Origin of the sequence: Nakamurella flava (assembly GCF_005298075.1) — a bacterium.
GTDB classification, from domain to species: domain Bacteria; phylum Actinomycetota; class Actinomycetes; order Mycobacteriales; family Nakamurellaceae; genus Nakamurella; species Nakamurella flava.
In genome coordinates this window covers 1-24,436 of the sequence record NZ_SZZH01000002.1, presented here as the reverse complement: position 1 = coordinate 24,436, position 24,436 = coordinate 1, and the positions used below count along the sequence as shown (strand labels likewise).

The window sequence follows — 24,436 nt, the reverse complement described above, 5'->3', positions numbered from 1 at the left end:
CGGCCTGCAGTCGAATCCCGCGCGCGGATTCAGAGCGCTGCGACGAGCCGCCACACCGCCCACCCGAGCCAGCCGACCAGCACCACGACGGTGAGCGGGTGGCGGACGAGACGGTCCAGGTTCGGACCCGCCCGGCCCGCGACCCGTCGCGCCAGCAGCACCCCGGCGAGCACGAGCGTCAGGCCGAGCAGCGGCGGTCCGAACGGGTGCGCGGCCAATGAGGCGTCGAGATCGCCGTGCACCGCGAACACCCAGGAGCGGGTCAGGCCGCAGCCGGGGCAGGGGAGTCCGGTGAGCAACCGGAACGGGCACACGACCGGTCCGTTCGCGACGGTTGCCGGGTCGAGCGCGCCGGCGACCGCCGCGCCCAGCATCCCACCGGCCACCAGCCGTTCCAGGCTGGTGACCCGGCGGGGGAGTGTCCAGACGGTCAGGGCAGGGGCCGTCCGTCGACGTCCGGCACCTTGCGGACGATGATCAGGATGAAGTCGACGAGCGCCCAGATGCCCAGACCGCCGCAGGTCAGCAGCTTGGCCACCCCGAGCCCCGTGTAGCCCAGGTAGAACCGGTCGACCCCGAAGGTGCCGAGGAAGAACGACAGCAGGGTGGCGGTCAGCCAGTCCCGGTGGGAGAACAGTCCCGGGACCTGTCGGGCCGGGAACGGCGCGGGCGAGGTGGTCGAGCGGATGAAGGTGTCGCCCTTGACGTCGCCGATGGCGACGGCCTGCCGGAGCTGGGCGAAATCGTAGGGGCCCTGTTCCTGCCCCATGATCGAGATGAAGAACAGGCCGGGGTCCGGGCTGTAGCCGTACGGAGACTGTGGGTGCACGCAGGCAGCGTAGGGGTCGGCGATGTCGCGCGGACGGCGGCAGGGCCCGTCGTCACCCGGATGCGGGGACGACGGGCCCGGCCGCGATCAGTTCTTCGGGCGGAACAGGTCGCCGAGTGGCGGGGCGGACGACACCCCCGGGTGGGGTGCGCCGAGACCGGAGGAGCCGGGTTCGGGACGCAGATCGAGCCGGGTGATGATCTCGGCCGCGAGTTCGGCCGGCCGCCGGCCGATGTCGACGGTCAGGACCTGCTCGTCCGGTCCGGGGGGCTCGAGCGTGGAGATCTGCGAGTCCAGCAGCGTGGTCGGCATGAAGTGGTCCATGCGGGCGTTCAGCCGGTCGGCCAGGGTCTCGCGGCTGCCGGCCAGGTGCACGAACAGCACGTGCTCGCCGCGGAGCTTGTCACGGTAGACCCGCTTGAGTGCCGAGCAGGTGATGACGCCGGGAACCCCGGCGCTGGTGTGGTCCACGATCCAGTCGGCCACCCGGTCCAGCCAGGGCCAGCGGTCCTCATCGGTGAGCGGGGTGCCGGCGTGCATCTTCTCGACGTTGGCCGGCGGGTGCAGGTCGTCGCCCTCCTCGAGGTCCCAGCCGAGCTGGCCGGCCAGGATGCCGGCGACGGTGGATTTGCCCGAACCGGACACGCCCATGACCACCAGGACGGGCTGCTGGATGTTCGATCCCTGCGTCATGGCGTCAGACCACCAGGCTCAGCAGCAGCACGCCACCCAGACCGCAGACGGAGATGAGGCACTCCATCACCGACCAGGTCTTGAGCGTCTGACCGATGGTGGTGCCGAGGTACTCCTTGACCAGCCAGAACCCGGCGTCGTTGACGTGCGACAGGAAGACCGAGCCGGAGCCGATGGCCAGGACCATCAGGGCCACCATCGGGCTGGACAGCTCGGCGGCGACCGGGGCGAGGATGCCCGCGGCGGTGACGGTGGCGACGGTGGCCGACCCGGTGGCGACGCGGATGAGGACGGCGACGAACCAGGCCAGGATCAGCACGGGGACGCTGCTGCCGGCGACGGCGTCGGCGATCATCTGCCCGATTCCGGTGGCGATCAGCACCTGCTTGAGGCCACCGCCGGCGCCGACGATGACGAGGATGCCGGCGATGGGCGGCAGGGACTTCTCGAGCGTCTTGCTGACCGCGTCCTTGTTCATGTGGCCGCCGCTGCCGAGGACGAAGATGCCGGCGACCACGGCGATGGTCAGGGCGATGGTGGGGGTGCCGAGGAAGTCCAGCAGCGACTTCCAGGTGGCGTCGGAGTCCTCGGCGAAGACGTCGGCCAGCGCCTTGGCCAGCATCAGGATGACCGGCAGCAGGATGGAGAACAGCGCGGCGCCGAAGGTCGGACGCGGCCGGTCGGGGTCCTCGCCCTTGTCCTCACCGGTGCTGAACAGGGCGGGCACCGGGACGGGGGCCCAGCGCGCGGCGAAGGTGGAGAAGAGCGGCCCGGCGATGACGACGGTCGGGATCGCGACGAGCACGCCGAACGCCAGGGTCAGCCCCAGGTTGGCGCCGAGGCTGCCGATCGCGGTGAGCGGGCCGGGGTGCGGCGGCACCAGGCCGTGCATGGCGGACAGGCCGGCGAGCGTCGGGATGGCGATCTTCATCAGGGGCAGGCCGGAGCGGCGGGCGACCAGGATGATCACCGGCATCAGCAGGACCAGGCCGACCTCGAAGAACATCGGCAGGCCGATGATCGCGCCGACCAGGCCCATCATCCAGGGCAGGGCCCGCGGGGACGCCCGGCCGACCAGGGTGTCGACGATGCGGTCGGCGCCGCCGGAGTCGGCCAGCAGCTTGCCGTACATCGCGCCGAGGGCGATGAGGATGCCGACGCTGGCCGAGGTGCTGCCGAACCCGGCCGCGAACTCGGTGACGCTCTTGGCCGGGGCCAGGCCCGCGGCGATGCCGATGCCCAGGCCGCCGATCAGCAGGGCCAGGAACGGGTGCACCTTCAGCCAGGTGATCAGCACGACGATCACCGCGATGCCGGCGAGACCGGCGGTGATCAGTTGTGCGCTGCTGCCGCTGGGCTGGATCGGGTCGGTGGCGGTGAGCAGCGGCGGGACCAGGGCCGCGTGGGGGCCGAGCAGATCGAGAGTCATCAACGCTCCATCGAGTTGGACGGGCCGGCGCCGCGACACATCGGGCGCGACCGGCTGTTGAGGCAGAACTGTGGCAGCACACGTCCTACACATCAACCCCTGACAAGCCATTAATACTACTAATCACCCGTTCGGACGGAGATGCGCATGATCAGAAGGCCGTCAGCCCGCATACTGTGGGCATGACGTCACCGGGGGCACAGTTCCCCGCTCATCAGCAACTGCACGACGCCGTGGTGCAACGCTGGGGCTGGGACATCGTCTCGGGTGCCCTGCCGCCCGGGACCCGCCTGTCGGCCGACACCGCCGCCACCCAGCTCGCCGTGTCCCGCACCGTGGTGCGCGAGGCCGTCCGGGTCCTGGAGTCGATGGGGCTGCTGGCCGCCCGCCGCCGGGTGGGCATCACCGTGCAGCCGCCGGAGGCCTGGGACCCCTACGACCTCAACATCATTCGCTGGCGACTGGCCGGCCCCGACCGGGTCACCCACCTGCAACACCTGGGTCAGCTGCGGTCGGCCATCGAGCCGCTGGCCGCCCGGCTGGCCGCGACGAACGCCTCGGGGGACGACTGCGGGGCGCTGACCGCCGCGGTGATCGGCATGTCGGCGACCTCCCGCACCGCCAACGCCGCCGACTACCTCGCCCACGACTCGGCCTTCCACCGCACCCTGCTCCGGGCCTCGGGCAACCCCATGCTGGCCGGGCTGGCCGAGGTCGTCGTCGAAGTGCTCGCCGGGCGGACCCGCCACGCCCTGATGCCGGCGACGGCCGACTCGGAGGCCGTGCGGTTGCACGGCGTCGTCGCCTCCTGCATCCAGGCCGGTGACGCCCCCGGGGCGGAAGCCGCGATGCGGGCCATCGTCGACGAGTCCACCGCCGCCGTGCTGGCCATGGACGCCGAGACGGACGAGCAGCCCACCCGGGCGGCGCTGCCGTCGGTGCTCGGACCCCGGCCGTTACCCGACCCGTCCTGACGCCGACGAATACGGTCGACGCTGATCGGCAGCGCGATTCGACCCCCGAAATGCCCTCCCCCCGGGCAGATGATCGGCGCCAGCGACGTTCGTCAGCGTCAGCGCGCTCATCTCGAACCCGCAGACGACACAACCCCTGTGGCCGGGCTGGCCACAGGGGTCGTGTGCTGGTCGGTTGCGGCGGTTACCGGCCGCCGGCCACCAGCGTCGTGCCGGCCTTGCGGACGACGAAGCTGAACATGGCCAGCGTGATGCCGGAGATGATGGCCCACACCGAGACGATCCAGAGCAGGCTCAGGATGCCGTTGACGGTCGGGGTGAGGATCAGCGACAGACCGAAGATCACGGCCAGCACACCCCACGCCACCATCCAGCCCCACCCGGAACCGGCGACCTTGCGCAGCTGCAGGCCACCGGCGATCGCCGCGATACCGGCGATGAGCGCCCAGAAGCCGACCAGGAAGACGAAGACGGTCGCGCTCTCCTTCGGCCAGACCAGGATGATGACGGCGGCCAGGATCGACAGACCACCCAGGACCAGGTGGTAGGTCTTGGACTGGCCCTCGGTGAAGCCCTGGATGATCGTGAACACGCCATCGACGATGAGATAGGCGACGAAGAGCATCGCGAACACCAGGACGGTGGCCCCCGGCCACACCTGCATCATGATGCCGAGCGCGATGAGGGTGATGCCGCGCAGCAGCAGCACCCACCAGTACTTGGCTGCGGTCGCACCGAGTTGGGAAAGAGTCGTCACAGGGGCCTCCTCGAAACAGGTCGGCCACGGAGCCGGGACCGTCCCGGCGACGGCGCGACGAGCGGACGGTACCAGCGTGATCACCCGATTCGACGGCGCTGAATCAAACGTGTGACAGCAGCGTTGTCGCAGCGAGACCTCCCGTCACCAGGGGCCGGTGTCCTCGCCCGCGGCGGCCCGCTCGGAGAAGTCGTCGAGCGCCCCGTCGTCGTCCAGGGAACCGACCCCCATCAGCGACGAGTCGAGGAACGCCTTCTCGTCGGGCCGGTACCGCAGGACGGTGTCGACGTAGGAGCGGGTGGCGTCGGCCATCGACACCTCGCGGCCCATGCTCTCGGACAGGAACCACCGGTGCTCGAGGACCTCGTGGAAGACCTCGGCCGGCTCCAGCTTGTCCCGCAGGTCCCCGGGGATCGCCTCGATGACCGGGTCGTAGACGTCGGTGACGTAGTGGTGCGCGACGGTGTCCTCGTCGACGTCGGTGCCGGGCATGACCGCCTGCGACCGGTAGGTGTCGAGATCGTTGAGGATGCGGCGGGCCTGGTTCTCCTGGACGTCGATGCCGGTCAGGGAGAACAGCCGGCGGCGGTGGTGGCCGGCGTCGACCACCTGGGTCTGCACCATGATCCGCGGGTTGTCGGCGTGTTCGCTGACCTGGATCTGGGCGACGTCGTAGCCGAGTTCGTTGAGCTTGCGGAGCCGCTGCTCGATGCGCCACCACTCCTCGTCGCCGACGGTCTGCGGCTCGGTCAGCAGGTCCCACAACTTCTCGTACCGCTGCACCACCGAGATGGCGGTCTCCAGCGGGTCGATCGACTCCGGCAGCATCCCGGACATCTGCAGGTCGAGGAGCTCGCCGGCGACGTTGGTCTCGACGATCTCCAGGTCCTGCCAGCGCTGGCCGTTGGACAGCGACTCCCGCAGCTCGCCCGTCTCGGCGTCCACCAGGTAGGCGGCCAGGGCGCCGGCGTCCCGGCGGAACAGCGTGTTGGACAGTGAGCAGTCCTTCCACGCGAACCCGGCCAGGTGCAGGCGCACCAGCAGCTCGGCCAGCGCGTCCAGCAGTTTGGGTTCCAGGTCCGGGTCGATGCGGCGCGAGAACAGCGCCCGGTAGGGCAGCGAGAAGCGCAGGTGTTTGGTGACCAGGGCGGCGTCCAGCGGCTCGCCCTCGGGAGTGAACCGGTTGGCCACGACGCCGACGGCCTGCACGACGGGGATGGACAGCCGGGCCAGCTCGCGCAGCTGCTCGTACTCGTGCTCGGCCAGGCCCTGCGAGATCTCCTTAATCGCGTAGACGATGCCGCCGATGCGGACGAAACGCACGACGTGGCGCGAGATCCCGCGGGGGAGGGACACCAGCTTCTCGCGCGGCCACTTCTCCAGCGGGGTCGACCAGGGGAGGGTCAGCAGGTCGGTCGGGTCGGGCCCGCTGGCGAATTGCATCCGCATGCCGGTCAGCCTGGCACAGCTGACCCGGATCAGCCCCGCACGTGCGCGGCGGCGTCGGCGAGTGCGCGGAACAGCGCCGGGTCGGTCAGCGTCTCCGGATGCCACTGCACGCCGACCCGGAACCGGTCCCCGGGTGCCTCCATGGCCTCGAGCAGACCGTCGGTCGCGTGGGCGGCCGGTCGGCAGCGGTCGCCCAGGTCGGCGACGGCCTGGTGATGGTGACAGGCGACGCGGGTGACCGGGCCGAGGATCCCGGCGATCCGGGACCCGGCCACGGTGTGCACCTCGACGGCGCCGTAGACGTCCACGCCGGGGCAGTGCAGATCGGTGCCGAGGACGTCAGGGACGTGCTGGGCGAGCCGCCCACCGTCGACGACCGCCATCACCTGCATCCCCCGGCACACCCCGAGGACGGGCAGCTCCAGGTCGTCGGCCGCGTGCAGCAACGCCATCTCGGAGACGTCCCGGTCGTCGTGCCAGCCCCGGGTGCGTTCGTGGGGTTCCTCGCCGTAGCGGGCCGGGTTGACGTCGGACCCGCCGGCGATGACGAGACCGTCGATGCGGCGGACGATGTCGATGGCCCGGTCGCCCGGCCCCAGGGGCGGGATGAGCAGCGGGGTGCCCCCGCCCCTCCGCACCGCGTCGACGTACGCGGCCGGCAGCAGGGTGGCGTCCACCTCCGTCCACCGTCCCCAGGTCGCGGGTTGGCGGTAGGTGGTGACGCCGATCAGGGGGCGATTCATCGGAGCCAGTGTCGGTGACCGGCTGTCGCCGTGCACGTCGGCCCCGGTCAGTCGCTCCCGGTGCCGGTGTCGGCCAGATCGCTGCAGAGGGCGACGACCTCGACCCGCAGGGGTGTCGTCGGCAGCGGCGGACCCTCCGCGTCGGCGAGGGCGTCGAGGTCGTTATCGGCGACGCCGAAGGCGCGGAAGAACACCAGACGCGAGTCGCGCATGCGGATCTCGTCGAACCCGTCCCGGACGGTCCGGCGCAGGATGGCGGTCAGCAGGCCGTGACCGAGATCTGCGGCCAGGGTGGCGTCGGGGACCCGGAATCGGCCCGACTCCACGGCCTGCCGGAAATCGGCGAGCGAATGGGCTGCCGCCTGCCGGCCCACGGAGCCGTCCCGGGCCAGGAGCCGCAGGAGCAGCGCGGCGCAGACCGGGTCCGTACTCGACCGTTGAACCTGGTAGGTCAGACGCCGCCCGAGGCGTTCGGCCGCGTCCGGGCAGGTCGCGTCCCACCCGTGCATCTCGACGTTCAGCCGGGCGCCGACGGCGAACGCCACGTGGTCGAGGAAGGCGTCCATCGTCGGGAAGTGGCGGTAGAACGTGCCCCGCGACATCCCGGCTGCCCGCAGGATGTCGTCGACGACGAGGCTCTCCACCGGGCCTTCGCCCGAGATGTCGAAGAACGCCTGGACCAGTCGTCGGCTCGTCCGGTGCCGCCGCAGCCGGGCGGTGCGGCGGCGGAAATCCTCGACGGGTTCGTCGGCACCGGTGGTCATGCCGCCATCCAACCGCGTTCAGCCGGTCGGCCGGGGCGGCTCCAGACGGGGACCGACCCGCGGATCGACCAGGTATCGGAGCGTCTGTGCGGGGGCGGGGACGTCGCCCACGACCAGATCGTCGGTGTACCGGCCGATGTCGTCACCGGTGAGCCACGAGGGGTTGTCGATGCCGGCCGCCTGCCGGGCCCGGGTGCGGACCATGCCCAGCACGAGCGCGTAGATACGGGTTCCAGTCGGACGCAGCTGTTCGGCCAGGGTGCGCAGCAGCGAGCGCATGGCCGCATTGGTCGAACCCATCAGGGGGTTCTGCGGGAAGGGGATCTCGGCACTCATGCCGAGCACGGTGACCACGGCTCCGGCGGGCCGGACGAGGGGGACCAGCGTGCGCAGGGCCCGCAGCCCACCCAGTTCGTTGACCTCGATCATCTGTCGGACGTCCTCGTCGGGGATGTCGAGCACTGTTCCGCCGTGCGCGTGCCCGGGGTCGCCGATGGCGATCAGGACGCCGTCGAACGTTCCGGCCCGGGCCGTGAACCAGGCAGCTGCGGACGCGGCGGTCACGTCGGCGACCACCGCCTCGACGGGCCCGGGCAATCGCGCGGCGAGCGCGTCCAGCCGTGCGGCGTCGCGGCCGACCGCGACCACCTCGTTCCCGGCCCGCAGGAGCGCCCGGCAGGCCCCTTCGCCGATACCCCCGGTCGCCCCGGCCACCAGGACCCGTCGGCCGTTCGCCGGCGCGGTCACGAGAACACCTGGGCCATCGGACCGAGCAGTTGCTCCTCCTCGTAGGCCAGGTGGGCGCGCAGGACGGTGGAGAACTCCGCCAGCGTGCGTCGGAGGGCTGCGCGTCCGTCGGCGTCCGCGACGGCCAGGGCCACCAGGGCGCCGTCCAGGCGTTCCAGCAGGTCGTGCACGACGACGTGCTCACGTTCCAGCCGATCCAGGACATCGCCCAGGTCGGGTCGGGCGCTGCGGAGCAGCGGGAAGATCTCGTGGTCCTCGCCGTAATGGTGCTGGGCGACGGCCAGGCAGTGCGCCGAGCAGTAGGCGCCGGTCGTCCAGTCGTGGCGGCGCAGCGCGAGCCGCTGGAGGTCGCCGCGGGCTCCGGCGATGTCGACGCGTCCGGCGAGCGCCTCGTCGACCAGACGGCTGACCTGAGCCAGTTCGTCGCGCAGGCCGTCGTGCACCGTGACCAGTGATCGGGCGGCGGCGCGACCACGTTCGGTCGGTGCGGTGTCGTCGACTCGTGGGGTCTGCAGTTCCATCGGCGCTCCCGCTTCGGCTCAGTCAGAATGACGTAGTGTCATTATGACTGTCGATGGGGATGCGCGCCAGAGCGACGTCGGCCGCATGTCAGGGCAGGGCGGCCTGGCGTTCGCCGAGGAACCTGGCCTCCGCCTCGTTGCCCGTCAGCGCCAGAGCCCGGTCGTAGGCGGCGCGGGCGTCTGCGGGCCGATCGAGTTGCGCGAGGACCTCGGCCCGGGTGGCGTGGAAATGCTGGTAGCGGTCCAGTTGGTCGACGGCCGGCGACATGACCAGCTCGTCCAGCACCTGCAGGGCGGCCGCCGGGCCGTCGGTCTCCAACACAGCGACGGCCCGGTTCACCGCGACGACGGGACTGCCGGTGGCGGCCAGCAACTGGTCGTACAGTGCGCGGATCTGGCCCCAGTCGGTCTGAGTCGCGTCGGCCGCGTCAGCATGCACGGCGGCGATGGCGGCCTGCCACTGGTAGGGCCCAGGGCTGTTGCGACGCAGACAGTCTCGGACGATCGCATGTCCCTCGATGATCAGCGGACGGTCCCAACGGCCGCGGTCCTGGTCGGCCAGCCTGACCAGCCGTCCACGGTCGTCCAGACGCGCGGGACGACGGGCCGCGGTCAGCAGCAGCAGGGCGAGCAGCCCACGGGCCTCGGGTTCGTCGGGCATCAGCTCGACCAGCAACCGGGCCAACCGGATCGCCTCGTGGCACAGGTCGTCGCGAATGAGGGCCTGCCCCGTGGTGGCCGTGTACCCCTCGTTGAAGATCAGATACACGACGGCCAGCACCGGCGGCAGCCGGTCGGGCAGGTCGGCGTCCCGTGGGATGCGGTACGGGATGCCGGCCGCCGTGATCTTGGCCTTGGCCCGGCTGATGCGCTGACCCATGGTCGGTTCGGGAACCATGAACGCGCGGGCGATCTCGTCGGTGGACAACCCGCCGAGCAGCCGAAGGGTCAGCGCCACCTGCGCGGCGGGAGCCAGAGCCGGGTGGCAGCACGTGAAGACGAGCCGCAGCCGGTCGTCGTCCACCGGGCCCACCTCCCGTGGCTCCGGATCGTGGTCGGTGATCCGGTAGGCCTGCTCGTACCGGTGTCGACGGGTCGACTCCCGGCGGATGCGGTCCAGGGCCCGGTTGCGGGCGGTGGTGACGATCCACCCACCCGGATTGGGTGGGGTGCCGTCGTTCGGCCACCGGTCGGTCGCCACCGCGAACGCCTCCTGGACCGCCTCCTCGGCGCTGTCGATATCGCCCAGCAGACGGGTCAGGGTGGCGACGGCCCGGCCGTACTCGGCCCGGAAGACCGTCGAGACAGGATCCATCGCCGCCCCGGACATCCGGTGATCAGCGCTCCGGCTCGGTACGGGATGCTCGCCTGCGGGCCCGCTCCGCTCCTCGTCGATGGGCCGACGCCTTCTCCGCTCGTTCCTCGCTCCGTCGTTGTCGGCCGGCGCGCCGCGGGCGCACTTCGATGCTCACTCGCCCTCCGGCTCGGTTCGGGATGCTCGCCTCCGGGCTCGCTCCGCTCCTCGTCGCCTGGGGGCGCCTTCGATGCTCACTCGCCCTCCGGCTCGTCCTGGAACGGGCGGACCTCGACCGGCCCACCGCACGCGACGGCGCCCTCGCCGGCCAATCGCAGGGCTTCGTCGAGGTCGGCGGCCTTGATGACCCAGAACCCGCCGATGTGCTCCTTGGCCTCGGCGAACGGACCGTCGGTGGTCGTGATCCCACCGCCGGCCGACGGCTGGACGACCGTGGCGACATCGGCCGGGTGCAGCCCGCCGGCGAACACCCAGTGGCCGCTCGTCTGCAGCTTCTTGTTGAAGGTGTCGACATCGGCGTACATGCGCTGGATCTCGTCCTCGGCCGGCACCGGAGCGCCCTCGACCATGTACACGGACAGCAGATACTGCTTCACGGGTTCCTCCTGGGGTGTGGTGTGGACACCATCTCCACGAACGACCTTTCCGGATTTCGACAGACCTTGGGCAGAAATTCTCGACGACTGCCGAGACAGTCGGTCGTTCGACCGATGCGCGGGTCGGTCGGTCTGGGGTTGGCTTCCGGGACAGCGCCCGGTACCCCTCGTCTCCCGACGTGGCAGACACAGGGTCTCGCTGGGGACGGGAGTGCAGATGAACGTTCGACCGAGCCCGCGGCCGCCGGTGGCCGGGACGCCCCGGGCGCAGAGGGTCGCGATCGCCCTGCGCGACAGCCTGTGGCTCGTCCCCCTCCTCTGCATGGTCGCCGGGATCGGCCTGTGCGTGGTGGCCACCGCCATCGACCGGGTTACCGGGAATTCCCTCGTCCCGCAGTGGCTGACCGGCCCGCCCAGTGCGGCACAGACCGTGCTCAGCACCATCGCCTCGTCCCTGGTCACTTTGATCACGCTGGTGATGACCGTGGTCACGGTCGCGGTGCAACTGGCCATGGGCCAGTTCTCACCCCGGATCGTCGGGGCGTTGCTGCGCGACCGTTCGAGCCAGCTCACCCACGGTCTGTTCGCGGCCACGCTGGTCTTCGCGCTGCTCGCGATCTCGCAGGTGGACGACTCCGCCGACGGCGGGCAGGGCTCCGTGCCCGGGGTGACGGTGCCGCTCGCCTATCTGTTGATGCTGGCCAGCGTCGTCGCCCTCGTGCTCTACGTGCACCACGCGGGGCAGACCCTACGGGTCGCCGGGCTCATCGACCTGGTCGGTGACCACCTGCACGCGGAGCTCGACCGGCTCTACCCGGCCGACCCCGCAGCGGCGGCGGACCCGGACCCGCAGGTGATCACGGCGCCGGAGCCGGGCGTGGTCGTCCGGTTCGACGGGCCCGGCCTGGTCGCCGCCGCGGTGGCCGCGGACTGCTCGCTCCGGCTGGTGCCGGCGATGGGTGACTTCGTCTGCGCGGGGGCGCCGCTGGTGATCGTGGACGCCGGCGACGGCGTTCGGCTGAACCGTCGGCACGTGGCCGACCTGGTGACGCTAGGGAACGAGCGCTCCTACCCGGACGACCCGGCGTACGCGTTCCGCCAGCTCGTCGACATCGCCGAACGCGGGGTCAGTGAACCCTTCTCGGACCCGACCACCACCGTGCAGGCCATCGACCGATTGCACGACGCGCTGCGCCAGCTGGCCACCCGGCACATTCCCGCCGGCGAGCACCGCGACGGGCGTGGAACCGTGCGGCTGCGGGTGCCCGCCCTCGACTGGACGGGGTACGTCCGGCTGGCCTTCGACGAGCTCCGACTCGCGGGAGCTCGTTCCCCCCAGGTGGCCCGCCGACTGCGCGCGGCCCTCGAGGACCTCAGGGCGGTCGCACCCGCCCCACGCCGACCTGAACTCGACCGCCAGTTGGAATTGTTGACCCAGGGTGTCCAGCGGTCGTTCGAGAGCGACCGCGACGTCGCACGCGATGACCGCCGACCAGCAGGGCCTCGGCTCTGGAGAAGACCTCGTGCAGGCGGCGGCCACCGGCCGGGGCAACGGTCACCGGGCCCACCCCGTTCCGGGTGCCGGCCGCCCCACCGTGGAGTGAGCGCGCGCCCGCTGTCCCGTTGCGAACGGTGGGTGCCTGGGACCATCGGGGCATGGGGTACGCCGGCGAGAAGCGGGAGATGCGGGTCCTGTTCGTGTGCAGCCGTAACCGGCTGCGCAGTCCCACGGCTGAGGCCGTGTTCCGCGATCGGCCGGGGATCGAGGTCGCCTCGGTCGGGCTGAAGCCGGACGCCGAAGAGGTGGCCACCCCGGAGGACATCGCCTGGGCGGACCTGATCTTCGTCATGGAGGCGTCGCACAAGCGGGAGCTGACGCGGCGCTTCCAGCGGTACCTCCGCGACAAGCGGGTGGTCGTGCTCGCGATCAGGGACGACTACGACTACCTGCAGCCCGAACTCGTCGATCTGCTGCAGCGGGTCGTTCCGCCCCACCTGCCCTGACGCCGGGATCAGGTCCCGCAGAACGTCGTGTACGTGCCGTAGTCCGACGCGGCCGGCTCGGCGTACCGCTCGAATCCGGGCCGCTCGGTGAACGGATCACCGATCGCGTCCAGCAGCGTGCCCAACGGCTGCAGGTCCCCGTCGGTGGCCGCGGCCAGGGCCTCCTCGACGAGGTGGTTGCGGGGCACGTAGGCCGGGTTGACACGGTCCATCCGGTCGCCGTCCGGGCCGGTCGCGCGCCAGCGGTCCAGCCAGGCGTCGATGGCGGCGAGGTCGAGCACCAGTTCGCGCACCGGTTCGCTCTCACCCCGGGCGGCCCGACCGAGGCGGCGGAAGAACGCCGTGTAGTCGACGTGGTTGGCCTGCAACAGGTCCGTCAGGTCGGTGCACAGGGCTGCGGCGACCTCGTCGGCCAGACCGGCCGGCAGGCCGAGCTTGTCGCGCATCCCGGCCAGCCACGCGGCGCTGTACCGGGGGCGGAACGTCTCCAGCACGCCGACGGCGAGCTCGACGGCCCGGTCGGAGTTCTCGTCGATGAGCGGGAGCAGTGCCTCGGCCAGCCGGGCCAGGTTCCACTCGGCGACCACCGGCTGGTTGCCGTACGCGTACCGCCCGCCGGTGTCGATCGAGCTGTACACGGTGGCCGGGTCGAAGACCGTCAGGAAGGCGCAGGGCCCGTAGTCGATGGTCTCGCCGGACAGCGTCATGTTGTCGGTGTTCATCACCCCGTGGACGAAGCCGATCAGCATCCAGTGCGCCACCAGGGACGCCTGTGCGGCGACGACCGCCTCGTACAACGCCAGCGCCGGCCGGTCGGCGTCGGCGGCGTGCGGGTGGTGCCGCACGATGGCGTGGTCGACGAGGCGCCGCAGGAGGTCGAGATCCTCGGTATGGTCGCTGATCGCCCGGGCGTACTGCACGCTGCCGACCCGCAGATGGCTGGCCGCGCTCCGGGTCAGCACGGCTCCGGGCAGGATGGTCTCGCGCCGGACGGGACGCCCGGTGGCGGTGACGGCCAGCGACCGGGTCGTCGGGACGCCGAGCGCGGCCATCGCCTCGCTGATGACGTACTCCCGCAGCATCGGGCCGATGACGGCGAATCCGTCGCCGCCCCGGGCGAAGGGCGTGCGGCCGGAACCCTTCAGGTGCAGGTCACGGACCCGCCCGTCCGGGGCGGTCAGCTCGCCCAGCAGCAGGGCCCGCCCGTCGCCCAGGCGCGGTGAGAACCCGCCGAACTGGTGCCCGGCGTAGCCCTGGGCGACCGGGGTCGCGCCGTCCGGGATCAGCCCGCCGACCAGGAACTGGCGACCGTCCGGGCCCTGCAGCCAGTCGGGATCGAGGCCGAGATCGCGGGCCACCGCCTCGTTGAGTACGAGCAGTTGGGGCTCGGTCACCGGCTCGGCCGACCAGGCGACGGCCAGTTCGGGCAGGTCGGCGGCGAACTGGTGGGTCAGGGAGGGGACCGTCACGACACTCACCTCCTGAAGCGTACGGACGTGGCCCGGGCGGGTGTCCCGGGCGACCTGGGGTTTGCGAGGATCGTCCGGTGACCGCACCCGATGCCCTGCTGCACCGCCTGGCCGAGTCCTACGGCATCGCCACTGAGTTCTGGGACTGGCGCGGCGCGCACGTCACCGTGCCGGGCGAGACGATCGTGGCCGTCCTGGCCGCGCTGGGCGTGGACGCCGGCACCCCGGAAGCCGCCCAGGCCGCTGCGGACGGCATCGCCGATCGGGAGTGGCGGCGCATGCTCGCCCCGACGGTGGTGGTCCGGCAGGGCCAGTCCCCGTCGGTCTTCGTGCACGTCACCCACGGTGAACCGGTGTCGATCTGGGTGGAGCTCGAGACGGGCGGCACCCGTGAGGACCTCGTCCAGGAGGAGAACTGGACGCCGCCCCGGCAGGTGGGGGACCGGCTCGTCGGCGAAGCCACGTTCCGGCTGCCGGCCGACCTCCCGTTGGGCTATCACACGCTGCGGGCGACGTCGCCGTCCGACGAGGGGGCGGCCAGCGTCATCGTGACGCCGTCGTGGGTCGGCCTGCCGGCGCGGCTCGGGCGGCAACGCAGCTGGGGGGTCGCCGCTCAGCTGTACAGCGTCCGCTCCGAGCAGTCCTGGGGGGTCGGTGACGCCGCCGATCTGGCCGATCTGGCCGTCTGGTCGGCCGGGCAGGGCGCCGGCTACGTCCTCGTCAACCCGTTGCACGCGGCCGAGCCGGTCCCGCCGCTGGAACCGTCGCCGTACCTGCCGACCACCCGGCGCTTCCAGAACCCGATCTATCTGCGGCCCGAGCGCATTCCGGAGTTCGCGGAGCTCGACCAGACCGCCCGCGACACGGTGGCTGCCGGGAAGGAGGGGCTGCGGGAGAGCCTCGCCGGGCAGGATGCGATCCTCCGCGACCCGTCGTGGGCGGCCAAGCAGCGGGCGCTGGAGCTGGTCCACGCGGTCCCGCGGACGGCCGGGCGCGAGCTGGCCTACCGCCAGTACTGCGAGCGCGAGGGCGACGGCCTGCAGGACTTCGCCACCTGGTGTGCGCTGGTCGAGGAGCACGGGGCGGACTGGCGGGAATGGCCGGACGAGCTGCAGCACCCCCGGTCGACCGCGGTGCAGGCGTTCCGCACCGGCCACGCCGACCGGGTCGACTGGTACCGCTGGCTGCAGTGGGTGCTCGACGAGCAGCTCTCCGTGGCGCAGGCCACCGCCCGCCGGGCCGGGATGGCGCTGGGGGTCATGCACGACCTGGCTGTCGGCGTCCATCCCCGCGGGGCCGACGCGTGGGCGCTGCAGGACGTCTTCGCCGCCGGGATGACGGTGGGCGCCCCGCCGGACACCTACAACCAGGCCGGTCAGGACTGGAGCCAGCCGCCGTGGCGGCCGGACCGGTTGGCCGAGGTCGGGTACGCGCCGTTCCGCAGCATGGTCGCCACCGTGCTCCGGTCGGCCGGTGGCCTGCGGGTCGACCACATCATCGGCATGTTCCGGCTGTGGTGGATCCCGGCCGGGCTCGGCCCGAAGAACGGCACCTATGTCCGGTACGACCATGAGGCGCTCATCGGCATCCTCGCCCTGGAGGCGGTGCGGGCCCAGGCCGCGATCGTCGGCGAGGATCTCGGCACCGTCGAGCCGTGGGTGCGCGACTACCTGCGCGATCGCGGCATCCTCGGCACGTCGATCCTCTGGTTCGAGTACGAGCTGGACTCCGGCGGGGCGGCCATCGGCCCGCTGCCGGCCGAGAAGTGGCGGGAGTACTGCCTGGCCTCGGTGACGACCCACGACCTGCCGCCGAGTGCGGCATATCTCGCGGGCGACCACGTCCGGCTGCGCCACGAGCTCGGTCTGCTCACCCGCAGCCTGGAGGAGGAACTGGACGCGGACGAGGCCGAACGCGCGGCCTGGCTGGTCGAACTGCGGCGCCGGGGAGCGCTGTCCGAGCACGCCGCCGAGGCGGCGGCCGACGGGCTCGATCCCGACGCGCCCGACGCCCCCGCCGACGACGTGCGGGCCACGGTCGAGGCGCTGCACCGCTACCTGAGCTGGACGCCGTCGCGCCTGCTCGGCGTCTCGCTGACCGACATGGTCGGCGACCGGCGCGGGCAGAACCAGCCCGGCACCATCGACGAGTACCCGAACTGGCGGGTGCCGCTGTCCGGTCCGGACGGGCAACCGATCTCGTTGGAGGACGTGTTCGCCAGCGAGCGGGCCGCCGCGCTGGCGGCGATCATGCGCGGCTGACCGACCGGCTGCACGGCGACGGTTCCGGCGCTACCGTCCCGGAATGGACAAGCCGGACATCGTGTCGCGCACCGAATGGCAGCGGCAGCGGGACGAACTGCTGATCGCCGAGAAGGCCGCGACCCGCGCGCTGGACGCCCTGGCGGCCCAGCGGCGGCGGTTGCCGATGGAGCGGGTCGAGCAGCACTACACCTTCGAGACGGCGGACGGACCACGGTCACTGGTCGAGCTGTTCGCCGGCCGCGACCAGTTGGCGCTCTACCAGTTCATGGACAACGGACCGGGCCAGTTCTGTCCGGGCTGCACCCAGTTCACCGACAACGTCCCGCCGGCGGCGCTGGCCCGGCTGGCCGAGCGGGGCGTCAGCTGGATCACCGTGTCGAACATGCCGCGTGCCCAGTTCGAGCCCTACGCCGCGAGCCGGGGGTGGACGGTGCCGTTCGCGTCGTCGGGCGGCACGAGCTGGGACGCCGACTGGGGCACCGGCTACTTCCATTTCTCGACGTTCCTACGCGACGGAGACGACGTCTACCGCACGTACCGGACCGCCGCGCGCGGAGTGGAGCCGATGCTGTTCCACTACGCGGTCCTCGACCGCACCGTCTACGGCCGGCAGGAGGACTGGGAGGACTCGCCGTCCGGCTGGCCGCAGCACCCGACGTACGGGTGACCGCTCGACTCCGTCGGCCGACCCGGATGGGGCGTGCGGCGGGCGCGTGTCCTGTCGGTGCCGTGTGTTGCAATGGACCGGCGGAATGACAGGCGTGTGATTCGGGGCCTCCGGGCCGCGACGCGATGGGTGCAGGGAGCAAGCGATGGACGGAGCGGCGGCCTCGGCCGAGCCGACTCGGACCACCACCGACGGGCCGGACGCGACGACCGGCTCCGGCATCGGGGATCCGTTGTCCCGGCGGGACCGGGACATCCTGGCCTTCGAGCGCAAGTGGTGGCAGTTTGCCGGGGCCAAGGAACAGGCCATCAAGGAGATGTTCGACCTGTCGCCCACCCGCTACTACCAGGTGCTCAACGGCATCATCGACAACCCGGCCGCCCTGGCCGAGGACCCGCTGCTGGTCCGGCGTCTGCGCCGACTGCGCAGCAGCCGACAGCGGGCCCGTTCGGCGCGGCGACTCGGCTTCGAGGTCTGAGCCACCCGCCTCAGGTCTGGTCCGAGCCACCCGGCCGCTGGGCCTTCCCGGTCGGCCGGGGCCGCGGGGGACGTGGCGTGCGGGGCGCCAGCCGCAGCTGGACGCTCCCGTCGGGCAGCCGCCCGGCCACCCGGCGGCGGCGGGGCATCCGCAGGCGCACCCGGCTGGACCGGCGGGGCCGCCGCGACTTCGGTTGCGGCCACAGCTCGGGGTGCCGGCGCAGGTGCTGGTACTTCCACCCCGCGTACGGCAGGTGCAGCAGATACACCAGCAGCCCGGCGACGGCGACGATCTCGGGTTCGATGACCAGGAACCCGACGCCGACCAGCAGGATCAGCAGCATCGGCACGATGGCCTGCGGTGCGACGCGCACCGACTTCAGGGCGATCGACGGGATGCGGGAGACCATCAGCACGCCCACCAGGACCATCCACAGCGCGACTGGCACGGGGCGGCTCCAGAAGCCGTCGTCGAACCGCAGGTACAGCAGCAACGGCACCTGCGACAGCAGACCGCCGGCGGGCGCGGGGACGCCGGTGAAGAATCCCCGGGCCCACGGTTTGGGTTCGTCGTCCAGCAGCGAGTTGAAGCGGGCCAGGCGCAGGGCGGCGCACACCGCGAACAGCAGGCAGACCACCCAGCCGTAGGCGCGGCCCTCGTCGCGCAGCAGCCAGATGTAGGTGACCAGGGCGGGGGCGACGCCGAAGGAGATGCAGTCCGAGAGGGAATCGAGCTCGGCGCCGATCCGGCTGGTCGAGTTGAGTAGCCGGGCGGCGGGGCCGTCCAGCGAGTCCAGGACGCCGGCGGCGGCGATGGCGCCGACGGCCAGCAGCCACTGCTGGTTCAGGCCGAAGGCGACGGCGCTCAACCCGGAGCACAGAGCCAGGACGGTGATGGCGTTGGGCAGGAAACGGACGCCCGGAACCTGGGGTCGCGCCTCGCTCTCCATCAGGGACGTTCCCACCGGGCCAGGACGGTCTCCCCACCCACCGCGCGCTGTCCCCGCTGCACGGCGAACTCCGTGCCGACCGGCAGGTAGGTGTCGACCCGGGACCCGAAGCGGATCAGCCCGTAGGTCGCGCCCAGCGGGGCGGCGTGGCCGGCCGCGGTGTCGCAGACGATGCGGCGGGCGATGAGCCCGGCGATCTGGGTGACGACCACCTCGCCGTGTGCGGTGTCCAGGACGACGGAGTTGCGTTCGTTGACGTCGGAGGCCTTGTCGAGGTCGGCCGACAGGAACTTGCCCGGCCGGTACGCCACCGCCCGCACCGTCCCGGACACCGGGAACCGCTGCACGTGCACGTCGAACACCGAGAGGAAGATCGACACCCGGGGGCGGGGCGTCGGTTCCAGACCGAGCTCGGGCGGCGGGGCGGCGTCCTGCAGGAGCGAGATCAGACCGTCCGCGGGGGCGACCACGACGTCCGTGTCGGCCGGGGCGACCCGCACCGGAGCGCGGAAGAAGGCGGCCGAGCCCAGGGTGGCCAGCGCGCCGATCCGTCCGACGGTCCGTCCGGTCCGCTTCAGCCCGACCGATCGGAGGGCGATCCGGGCGGCCACCGTAGCCGCGGCAGCGCCGAGGACGATGGGCCGCCCGCCCGGGTGCAGAGGTGGTGTCGTCGTCCGGATCAGGTCGAGCAGATGGGCTCCGGGGCCGGGGGCCTGGTCGGCCACGTCCTCGCCTCGCTTCTCCGACGCAACGGGTCGGTTCGGTCCTGATCGGGTGCCCGGTCCGGGCGGTGACCACGGTAGCGGAGGAACCTCCCCCAACCGGTGATCAACCAGGCCGATCGGGCGGGCCGGGCGGGCCGGTCGGCGGGACACTCGGGTGATGGAATTGACTGCCGCGCTCGACTTCGTCCGGTCCAACGACCACGCCGTGCTGCTCACCCGCCGCCGCAACGGTGAGCCGCAGATGTCCCCGGTGAACGCCGGGGTGGTCGACGGCCGGATCTGCATCTCCAGCCAGGCGCCGCGGGCCAAGGTCCGCCACCTCCGGCGCGACCCGCGGGCCTCCGTGCTCCTGCTTCCCGACGCCTTTTACGGCCACTGGGTGCAGGTCGACGGCCCGGCGGAGATCGTCGACCAGCACGGGCCGAACGGACCGGAACCGGCCCTGGAACTGCTGGTGGCCACCTACCGGGCCATCGCCGGGGAGCACCCTGACTGGGATGATTATCGGCAGGCGATGATCGCCGACGATCGGGTCGTCATCCGGATCACCCCGGAGCGGGCGGTCGGCGGCTGAGCGGACAGGTGGGGGATCGATGGACGAGGACGGCTTCTGGCGGTTGGTCGACGAGGCGCGAGCCGGGAGTTCCGCTCTGGACGAGTCGACGGTGGGGCGGCTCCGGGTACTGCTCGACGGGCTGTCGCCGCGCTCGACGCTCGACGCGGTCCGCATCCACGACGAGCTGGTGCGCCGCGCGTACACCTGGGATCTGTGGGCGGCGGGCTACCTGGTCGGTGGCGGCATGAGCGACGACAGTTTCTGGGACTTCCGGCAGTGGCTCATCGCCATGGGCCGCGCGACCTACGAGCGGGTGCTGGCCGACCCCGACGCCCTGGTCGACGTGTCCACCGACATGGAGGAGATCGACTCGGGCCTGGGCGAGATCTACGGCTACGAGTTCGTCCAGGCGGCGGAACGCAAACAGCTCGAGGTGCCGACGGGTGAGGCAGGGTCGGACGAACCGCGCGGCGAGGAGTTCCCCGAGGACGACGACGACTGGTTCGCCGAGCATTTCCCGCGGCTGTGGGCCGCCGTCCGCGCCTGACCGTGCGCTCCTTCCGATTACGGTGAGCGACATGCCCACCGAAGATCAGCCCGTGGCCCCGGGCATCGTGCTCCCCATCGGCGGCGCCGAGGACAAGCTCGGCCGCATGACGATCCTCCGCGATGTCGTGCGCCTGGCCGGCGGGGCGAACGCCCGGATCGTGGTCCTGTCGACGGCGTCCTCGCTGGGCGACGAGATCACCCAGGCCTACATCGATCTGTTCCTGCAGCTCGGCGTCGCGGACGTGGCCGGGATCCGGCCGGAGAGCCGCGAGCAGGCCCAGGACGCCGACCTGGCCGAGCTCGTCGGGCGGGCCACCGCCGTGTTCATGACCGGCGGGAACCAGGTCAAGTTGTCGACCCTGGTGGTCGGGACGGCGCTGGGGGACGCGATCGTCGCCGCGCACCGCCGGGGGGCGCTGGTCGCCGGGACGTCGGCCGGCGCGAGCATCTGCTCGGAGCACATGGTGTCGTTCGGCAGTGGCGGGACCACGCCGAAGTTCCGGGTCGGGCAGGTGTCGCAGGGTTTGGGGCTGGTGCCGGGGGCCATCGTCGACCAGCACTTCACCCAGCGGAACCGCTTCGGTCGGCTGTACGCCCTGGTCGCGGCCAACCCCCACCAGCTCGGCATCGGCATCGACGAGGACACCGCGGCGATGATCGGCCCGGACGGGCGGCTGGAGGTGCGCGGCCGGGGGGTCGTCACCGTGGTCGACGGCGGGGAGCTGATCACCACGGCCTACACGGCGACGGGAACGCAGCCGCTGCTGCTGTCCAACCTGCGCGTCCACACGCTCCCGCGGGGGGCGGTGTTCGACCTGCGCGCCCGGCGGCTGCTGTCGGCGCCCGGGTTGCCCGATGCTGACGGGGCGCCCGGCATCCTGCGGCCGAGCGACGCCCCCGCGGAGATCGACCCGGCGACGAGCCGACTGATCCGCGCCGAGGGCGTGCACGAGACCACCGCGCAGTTGCGGCGGCGGCCGAGCTGACGGACCCCTGGCGAGCCCGGGCGGCCGGCCGCGGGGCACAATCCCTGCATCGTCGGCGTCGGGGAAGGGACCACCCGTGAGCGAGACCAGCACGCAGCAGCGACCGTCGGAGGACGACGGTGGCTCCGGCGCCGTCATCCCGCAGGTCGAGATCGCGCAGACCCGGGTCTACCGGGGCCCGAACTACTGGTCGTACGAGCCCTCGGTGCATCTGGTCGTCGACATCGGCGGTCTCGAGGAGTACCCGACCGACACCCTCCCCGGGTTCACCGACGCCCTGCTGGCCGCGGTTCCGGGCCTCCGCACCCACCAGTGTTCCCGCGGGCGCGAGGGCGGGTTCGCCGAACGCCTCGTCGAGGGCACCTGGGCCGGGCACGTCGTCGAGCACGTCGCCCTGGAGCTGCAGCGCACCGCCGGCCACGAGATCACCCGCGGCAAGACCCGCTCGACCGGCCAGACCGGGGTCTACAACGTCATCTACGGCTACCTCGACGAGACCGTCGGGACGGCCGCCGGGCGGATGGCCGTCCGGCTGGTCAACTCCCTGGTCCGGGCGGCGCTCGGGCCGGACCTGGTTGGCGCCCCGACGGTCGACGCCGACGGGGTGAGCGGCTACGGCGAGCACTACGACTTCGCCGCCGAGCACGACGAGTTCCTGCGGATGAGCCAGCGGGTGGCGTTCGGCCCGTCCACCCAGGCCATCCTGGACGAGGCCATCACCCGGGACATCCCCTGGCAGCGGCTGAATTCCGGGTCGCTGGTGCAGCTCGGGCACGGCGTGAACCAGAAGCGCATCCGGGCCACGATGACGTCGGTGACGTCGTCCCTGGCCGTGGACATCGCCTCGGACAAGGAGCTGACCAACCGGCTGCTGGCCGCGGCCGGACTCCCGGTGCCCGCCTCGGAGGTGGTCCGCCGGGCCGACGACGCCGTCCGGATGGCCCGCCGCATCGGCTACCCCGTCGTGCTGAAACCGTTGGACGGCAACCATGGTCGCGGGGTGGCCATCGATCTGCGCGACGAGGAGGCGGTGCGCGCGGCGTTCGACACCGCCTACGACGAGTCCCGTCGCGGGTACGTCCTGGTCGAGTCGTTCATCGTCGGCAAGGACTACCGCGTCCTGGTGATCGGCGGCCACATGGTCGCCATCGCCGAGCGGGTGCCGGCGCACGTGGTCGGCGACGGCACCCATACGGTGGCGGAACTGGTTGACATCACCAACGCCGATCCCCGTCGCGGGGTGGGGCACGAGAAGGTGCTCACCAAGATCGCGGTCAACGACGCGGCCGTCGAGCTGGTCCGCGCCCAGGGTTACGAGATGACGGACGTCCCGCCGCTGGGTGAGACGGTGAAACTCGCGCTCACCGGCAATATGTCGACCGGCGGCATCTCCATCGACCGCACCTTCGAGGCCCACCCGGACAACGTCGACATCGCCGAGGAGGCCGCCCGCGTCGTCGGCCTGGACATCGCCGGCATCGACTTCCTCTGCCCGGACATCACCCAGCCGGTCCGCGAGACCGGCGGCGCCATCTGCGAAGTCAACGCCGCACCCGGTTTCCGCATGCACACCCACCCGACCATCGGCGAGCCGCAGTACGTGGCCAAGCCGGTGGTCGACCTGCTGTTCCCGCCCGGCACCAACGCCCGCATCCCGATCGTCGCGGTCACCGGCACCAACGGCAAGACCACGTGTTCGCGCATGATCGCGACGATCTTCAAGGGCATGGGCCGCAAGGTCGGCATGACGTCGACGGACGGTGTCGTTATCGACGACCGGCTGGTCATCCGGTCCGACGCGTCCGGGCCGCGGTCGGCCAAGATGGTGCTGCAGAACCCGCGGGTCGATTTCGCCGTCTTCGAGGTGGCTCGCGGCGGGATCCTGCGGGAGGGCCTGGGCTACGGCCGCAACGACGTCGCCGTGGTCCTCAACGTCGCCCCCGACCACATCGGCCTGCGCGGTATCGACACGGTGGAGCAGCTGGCCGATGTCAAGCAGGTGATCGTCGAGGCGGTGCCCAAGAACGGCTCCGCGGTACTGAACGCCGACGATCCCCTGGTCCGCAACATGCGGCGGGCCTGCTCCGGCGAGGTGGTCTGGTTCTCCATCCAGCCGGACAACCGGATGATCGCCGACCATTGCCGCCGGGGCGGCAAGGCCGTGGTGCTGGAGAAGAGCGAGCTGGGCGATCTCATCGTGCTGGTGCACGGACGTCGCCGGATGCCGCTGGCCTACACGCATCTGCTGCCGGCGACGTTCGGTGGCAAGGCCATGTTCAACGTGCAGAACGCGATGGCCGCGGCGGCCGCCGCCTATTGCGCGGGCGCGCACCTGCAGGACATCCGCGGTGGGCTCCGGTCGTTCAGCCCGTCGTACTACTCGGCGCCGGGCCGGATGAACATGACCGATGTCCGCGGCATCAACGTCATCGTCGACTACTGCCACAACGCGCCGGCGATGGTGGCGCTGGGCGACTTCGTGGACCGCTTCTTCGAGGACACCCAGACGTTCGAGCGGCCGCAGCGCATCGGCGTCATCGCCACCGCCGGTGACCGCCGCGATCAGGACATGATCGACCTGGGCGTACAGGCGGCCCAGCACTTCGACGTCATCGTGGTCCGGGAGGACGACCGGCTCCGCGGCCGGGCCCCGGGGGAGACGGCCGAGCTGATCGCCGAGGGGGCCCGTCGAGCGCAGCAGGAGGGCGCCAGGGTCCGGCAGGTCGACGTCATCCTCGACGAGATCGAGTCGACCCGCGAGGCGGTGGCCCGGGCCAACCCGGGCGACCTGGTGGTCATCTGCGTGGACCGGGCCCGGGCGGTGTGGGACGAGCTGCAGGTGATCGCCGGACGGGCCCAGGCCGGCGCCGAGGACGTCTGACCCCCCCCGGGGGGGGGGGGGGGGGGGGGGGGGGGGGGGCGGGGGGGCGGGGGGGCCGGGGCCGGCCGGGGCGCGGGGGGGGGGGGGGGGC

General features: G+C 71.9%; 25 protein-coding genes. 10 read left to right on the top strand and 15 right to left on the bottom strand.

Annotated features, from left to right (window positions below; all coding sequences use genetic code 11):
• Nucleotides 1–29 precede the first annotated feature (29 nt).
• From FDO65_RS11230 to FDO65_RS11215, 4 genes are all read right to left on the bottom strand, one after another.
• Nucleotides 30–386: a DUF2752 domain-containing protein gene (locus tag FDO65_RS11230; protein ID WP_205849980.1), complete on the bottom strand. Its 357-nt coding sequence runs from the start codon at nucleotides 384–386 to the stop codon at nucleotides 30–32.
• A gap of 44 nt (nucleotides 387–430) precedes the next feature.
• The gene (locus FDO65_RS11225; RefSeq protein ID WP_205849979.1) at nucleotides 431–829 is read right to left on the bottom strand and encodes an NINE protein; all 399 of its coding nucleotides are present in this window, start codon (nucleotides 827–829) and stop codon (nucleotides 431–433) included.
• Between the two features lie 87 nt (nucleotides 830–916).
• Nucleotides 917–1,522 (bottom strand): gluconokinase, encoded by a 606-nt coding sequence (locus FDO65_RS11220; protein WP_137449810.1) that lies wholly within the window; start codon nucleotides 1,520–1,522, stop codon nucleotides 917–919.
• A 4-nt stretch (nucleotides 1,523–1,526) separates the two neighbouring features.
• Nucleotides 1,527–2,951: a GntP family permease gene (locus FDO65_RS11215; protein WP_137449808.1), complete on the bottom strand. Its 1,425-nt coding sequence runs from the start codon at nucleotides 2,949–2,951 to the stop codon at nucleotides 1,527–1,529.
• 182 nt (nucleotides 2,952–3,133) lie between these two features.
• Between FDO65_RS11215 and FDO65_RS11210 the strand changes: the two genes are divergently transcribed.
• Nucleotides 3,134–3,925: a FadR/GntR family transcriptional regulator gene (locus tag FDO65_RS11210; protein WP_137449806.1), complete on the top strand. Its 792-nt coding sequence runs from the start codon at nucleotides 3,134–3,136 to the stop codon at nucleotides 3,923–3,925.
• Nucleotides 3,926–4,109: 184 nt separating this feature from the next.
• On the opposite strand, the gene FDO65_RS11205 is transcribed toward FDO65_RS11210, so the two are convergent.
• From FDO65_RS11205 to FDO65_RS11170, 8 genes are all read right to left on the bottom strand, one after another.
• Nucleotides 4,110–4,682, bottom strand: coding sequence for an HdeD family acid-resistance protein (locus FDO65_RS11205; RefSeq protein WP_137449804.1), 573 nt, complete (start codon nucleotides 4,680–4,682; stop codon nucleotides 4,110–4,112).
• A gap of 144 nt (nucleotides 4,683–4,826) precedes the next feature.
• Complete coding sequence (locus FDO65_RS11200; RefSeq protein WP_137449912.1) at nucleotides 4,827–6,125, bottom strand: DUF4032 domain-containing protein; 1,299 nt, start codon at nucleotides 6,123–6,125, stop codon at nucleotides 4,827–4,829.
• 35 nt (nucleotides 6,126–6,160) lie between these two features.
• Nucleotides 6,161–6,874 (bottom strand): gamma-glutamyl-gamma-aminobutyrate hydrolase family protein, encoded by a 714-nt coding sequence (locus FDO65_RS11195; protein WP_137449803.1) that lies wholly within the window; start codon nucleotides 6,872–6,874, stop codon nucleotides 6,161–6,163.
• Nucleotides 6,875–6,921: 47 nt separating this feature from the next.
• Nucleotides 6,922–7,638, bottom strand: coding sequence for a TetR/AcrR family transcriptional regulator (locus tag FDO65_RS11190; RefSeq protein ID WP_137449801.1), 717 nt, complete (start codon nucleotides 7,636–7,638; stop codon nucleotides 6,922–6,924).
• An 18-nt stretch (nucleotides 7,639–7,656) separates the two neighbouring features.
• Nucleotides 7,657–8,385: an SDR family NAD(P)-dependent oxidoreductase gene (locus FDO65_RS11185; protein WP_137449799.1), complete on the bottom strand. Its 729-nt coding sequence runs from the start codon at nucleotides 8,383–8,385 to the stop codon at nucleotides 7,657–7,659.
• On the bottom strand, nucleotides 8,382–8,906 hold the full coding sequence (locus FDO65_RS11180) for a hemerythrin domain-containing protein (protein ID WP_137449797.1): 525 nt from the start codon (nucleotides 8,904–8,906) through the stop codon (nucleotides 8,382–8,384). Before FDO65_RS11180 ends, FDO65_RS11185 begins: the two co-directional genes overlap by 4 nt.
• Before the next feature lie 88 nt (nucleotides 8,907–8,994).
• Nucleotides 8,995–10,221: an RNA polymerase sigma factor gene (locus tag FDO65_RS11175; RefSeq protein ID WP_137449795.1), complete on the bottom strand. Its 1,227-nt coding sequence runs from the start codon at nucleotides 10,219–10,221 to the stop codon at nucleotides 8,995–8,997.
• A gap of 233 nt (nucleotides 10,222–10,454) precedes the next feature.
• A complete protein-coding gene (locus FDO65_RS11170; protein WP_137449793.1) occupies nucleotides 10,455–10,817 on the bottom strand; it encodes a YciI family protein in 363 nt (120 codons plus the stop codon).
• A 217-nt stretch (nucleotides 10,818–11,034) separates the two neighbouring features.
• On the opposite strand from FDO65_RS11170, the gene FDO65_RS11165 reads away from it, so the two are divergent.
• Complete coding sequence (locus FDO65_RS11165) at nucleotides 11,035–12,603, top strand: DUF2254 domain-containing protein (RefSeq protein ID WP_166442139.1); 1,569 nt, start codon at nucleotides 11,035–11,037, stop codon at nucleotides 12,601–12,603.
• The gene (locus FDO65_RS11160) at nucleotides 12,501–12,821 is read left to right on the top strand and encodes a low molecular weight protein tyrosine phosphatase family protein (protein ID WP_137449911.1); all 321 of its coding nucleotides are present in this window, start codon (nucleotides 12,501–12,503) and stop codon (nucleotides 12,819–12,821) included. Before FDO65_RS11165 ends, FDO65_RS11160 begins: the two co-directional genes overlap by 103 nt.
• A gap of 8 nt (nucleotides 12,822–12,829) precedes the next feature.
• Here the strand turns inward: FDO65_RS11160 and FDO65_RS11155 are convergent, their stop codons facing one another.
• Nucleotides 12,830–14,290 carry a protein adenylyltransferase SelO gene (locus FDO65_RS11155; RefSeq protein ID WP_205849976.1) on the bottom strand — a complete coding sequence of 487 codons (1,461 nt, stop codon included), beginning with the start codon at nucleotides 14,288–14,290 and terminating at the stop codon, nucleotides 12,830–12,832.
• 77 nt (nucleotides 14,291–14,367) lie between these two features.
• Between FDO65_RS11155 and malQ the strand changes: the two genes are divergently transcribed.
• The 3 genes from malQ (at nucleotide 14,368) to FDO65_RS11140 (ending at nucleotide 17,699) form a co-directional block, all read left to right on the top strand.
• Nucleotides 14,368–16,551, top strand: a complete 2,184-nt coding sequence (gene malQ / locus FDO65_RS11150; protein ID WP_137449787.1) for a 4-alpha-glucanotransferase — start codon at nucleotides 14,368–14,370, stop codon at nucleotides 16,549–16,551.
• Between the two features lie 43 nt (nucleotides 16,552–16,594).
• The gene (locus FDO65_RS11145; protein WP_137449785.1) at nucleotides 16,595–17,221 is read left to right on the top strand and encodes a DUF899 family protein; all 627 of its coding nucleotides are present in this window, start codon (nucleotides 16,595–16,597) and stop codon (nucleotides 17,219–17,221) included.
• 145 nt (nucleotides 17,222–17,366) lie between these two features.
• Entirely contained in the window at nucleotides 17,367–17,699 is a 333-nt protein-coding gene (locus tag FDO65_RS11140; RefSeq protein WP_137449783.1) for a DUF3263 domain-containing protein, read from the top strand.
• 10 nt (nucleotides 17,700–17,709) lie between these two features.
• Here the strand turns inward: FDO65_RS11140 and FDO65_RS11135 are convergent, their stop codons facing one another.
• Nucleotides 17,710–18,663, bottom strand: coding sequence for a CDP-alcohol phosphatidyltransferase family protein (locus FDO65_RS11135; RefSeq protein WP_240757562.1), 954 nt, complete (start codon nucleotides 18,661–18,663; stop codon nucleotides 17,710–17,712).
• Nucleotides 18,648–19,373 carry a phosphatidylserine decarboxylase gene (locus FDO65_RS11130; protein ID WP_137449782.1) on the bottom strand — a complete coding sequence of 242 codons (726 nt, stop codon included), beginning with the start codon at nucleotides 19,371–19,373 and terminating at the stop codon, nucleotides 18,648–18,650. Before FDO65_RS11130 ends, FDO65_RS11135 begins: the two co-directional genes overlap by 16 nt.
• Before the next feature lie 157 nt (nucleotides 19,374–19,530).
• On the opposite strand from FDO65_RS11130, the gene FDO65_RS11125 reads away from it, so the two are divergent.
• The 4 genes from FDO65_RS11125 to cphA all read left to right on the top strand — a co-directional run bounded on the left by FDO65_RS11125 (nucleotide 19,531) and on the right by cphA (nucleotide 24,345).
• A complete protein-coding gene (locus FDO65_RS11125; protein ID WP_137449780.1) occupies nucleotides 19,531–19,947 on the top strand; it encodes a PPOX class F420-dependent oxidoreductase in 417 nt (138 codons plus the stop codon).
• A 19-nt stretch (nucleotides 19,948–19,966) separates the two neighbouring features.
• Nucleotides 19,967–20,476: a DUF4240 domain-containing protein gene (locus tag FDO65_RS11120; RefSeq protein WP_137449778.1), complete on the top strand. Its 510-nt coding sequence runs from the start codon at nucleotides 19,967–19,969 to the stop codon at nucleotides 20,474–20,476.
• Nucleotides 20,477–20,507: 31 nt separating this feature from the next.
• Nucleotides 20,508–21,464, top strand: coding sequence for a cyanophycinase (locus FDO65_RS11115; RefSeq protein ID WP_137449776.1), 957 nt, complete (start codon nucleotides 20,508–20,510; stop codon nucleotides 21,462–21,464).
• Nucleotides 21,465–21,540: 76 nt separating this feature from the next.
• Nucleotides 21,541–24,345 (top strand): cyanophycin synthetase, encoded by a 2,805-nt coding sequence (gene cphA, locus FDO65_RS11110; RefSeq protein ID WP_137449774.1) that lies wholly within the window; start codon nucleotides 21,541–21,543, stop codon nucleotides 24,343–24,345.
• Nucleotides 24,346–24,436: the final 91 nt, after the last annotated feature.

Coding starts and splice junctions, on each gene's coding strand:
- FDO65_RS11220 (WP_137449810.1), bottom strand. CDS start 1,522: ATGACGCAGGGATCGAACATCCAGCAGCCCGTCCTGGTGGTCATGGGC.
- FDO65_RS11215 (WP_137449808.1), bottom strand. CDS start 2,951: ATGACTCTCGATCTGCTCGGCCCCCACGCGGCCCTGGTCCCGCCGCTG.
- FDO65_RS11210 (WP_137449806.1), top strand. CDS start 3,134: ATGACGTCACCGGGGGCACAGTTCCCCGCTCATCAGCAACTGCACGAC.
- FDO65_RS11200 (WP_137449912.1), bottom strand. CDS start 6,125: ATGCAATTCGCCAGCGGGCCCGACCCGACCGACCTGCTGACCCTCCCC.
- FDO65_RS11195 (WP_137449803.1), bottom strand. CDS start 6,874: ATGAATCGCCCCCTGATCGGCGTCACCACCTACCGCCAACCCGCGACC.
- FDO65_RS11190 (WP_137449801.1), bottom strand. CDS start 7,638: ATGACCACCGGTGCCGACGAACCCGTCGAGGATTTCCGCCGCCGCACC.
- FDO65_RS11180 (WP_137449797.1), bottom strand. CDS start 8,906: ATGGAACTGCAGACCCCACGAGTCGACGACACCGCACCGACCGAACGT.
- FDO65_RS11175 (WP_137449795.1), bottom strand. CDS start 10,221: ATGGATCCTGTCTCGACGGTCTTCCGGGCCGAGTACGGCCGGGCCGTC.
- FDO65_RS11165 (WP_166442139.1), top strand. CDS start 11,035: ATGAACGTTCGACCGAGCCCGCGGCCGCCGGTGGCCGGGACGCCCCGG.
- FDO65_RS11160 (WP_137449911.1), top strand. CDS start 12,501: ATGCGGGTCCTGTTCGTGTGCAGCCGTAACCGGCTGCGCAGTCCCACG.
- FDO65_RS11145 (WP_137449785.1), top strand. CDS start 16,595: ATGGACAAGCCGGACATCGTGTCGCGCACCGAATGGCAGCGGCAGCGG.
- FDO65_RS11140 (WP_137449783.1), top strand. CDS start 17,367: ATGGACGGAGCGGCGGCCTCGGCCGAGCCGACTCGGACCACCACCGAC.
- FDO65_RS11125 (WP_137449780.1), top strand. CDS start 19,531: ATGGAATTGACTGCCGCGCTCGACTTCGTCCGGTCCAACGACCACGCC.
- FDO65_RS11120 (WP_137449778.1), top strand. CDS start 19,967: ATGGACGAGGACGGCTTCTGGCGGTTGGTCGACGAGGCGCGAGCCGGG.
- FDO65_RS11115 (WP_137449776.1), top strand. CDS start 20,508: ATGCCCACCGAAGATCAGCCCGTGGCCCCGGGCATCGTGCTCCCCATC.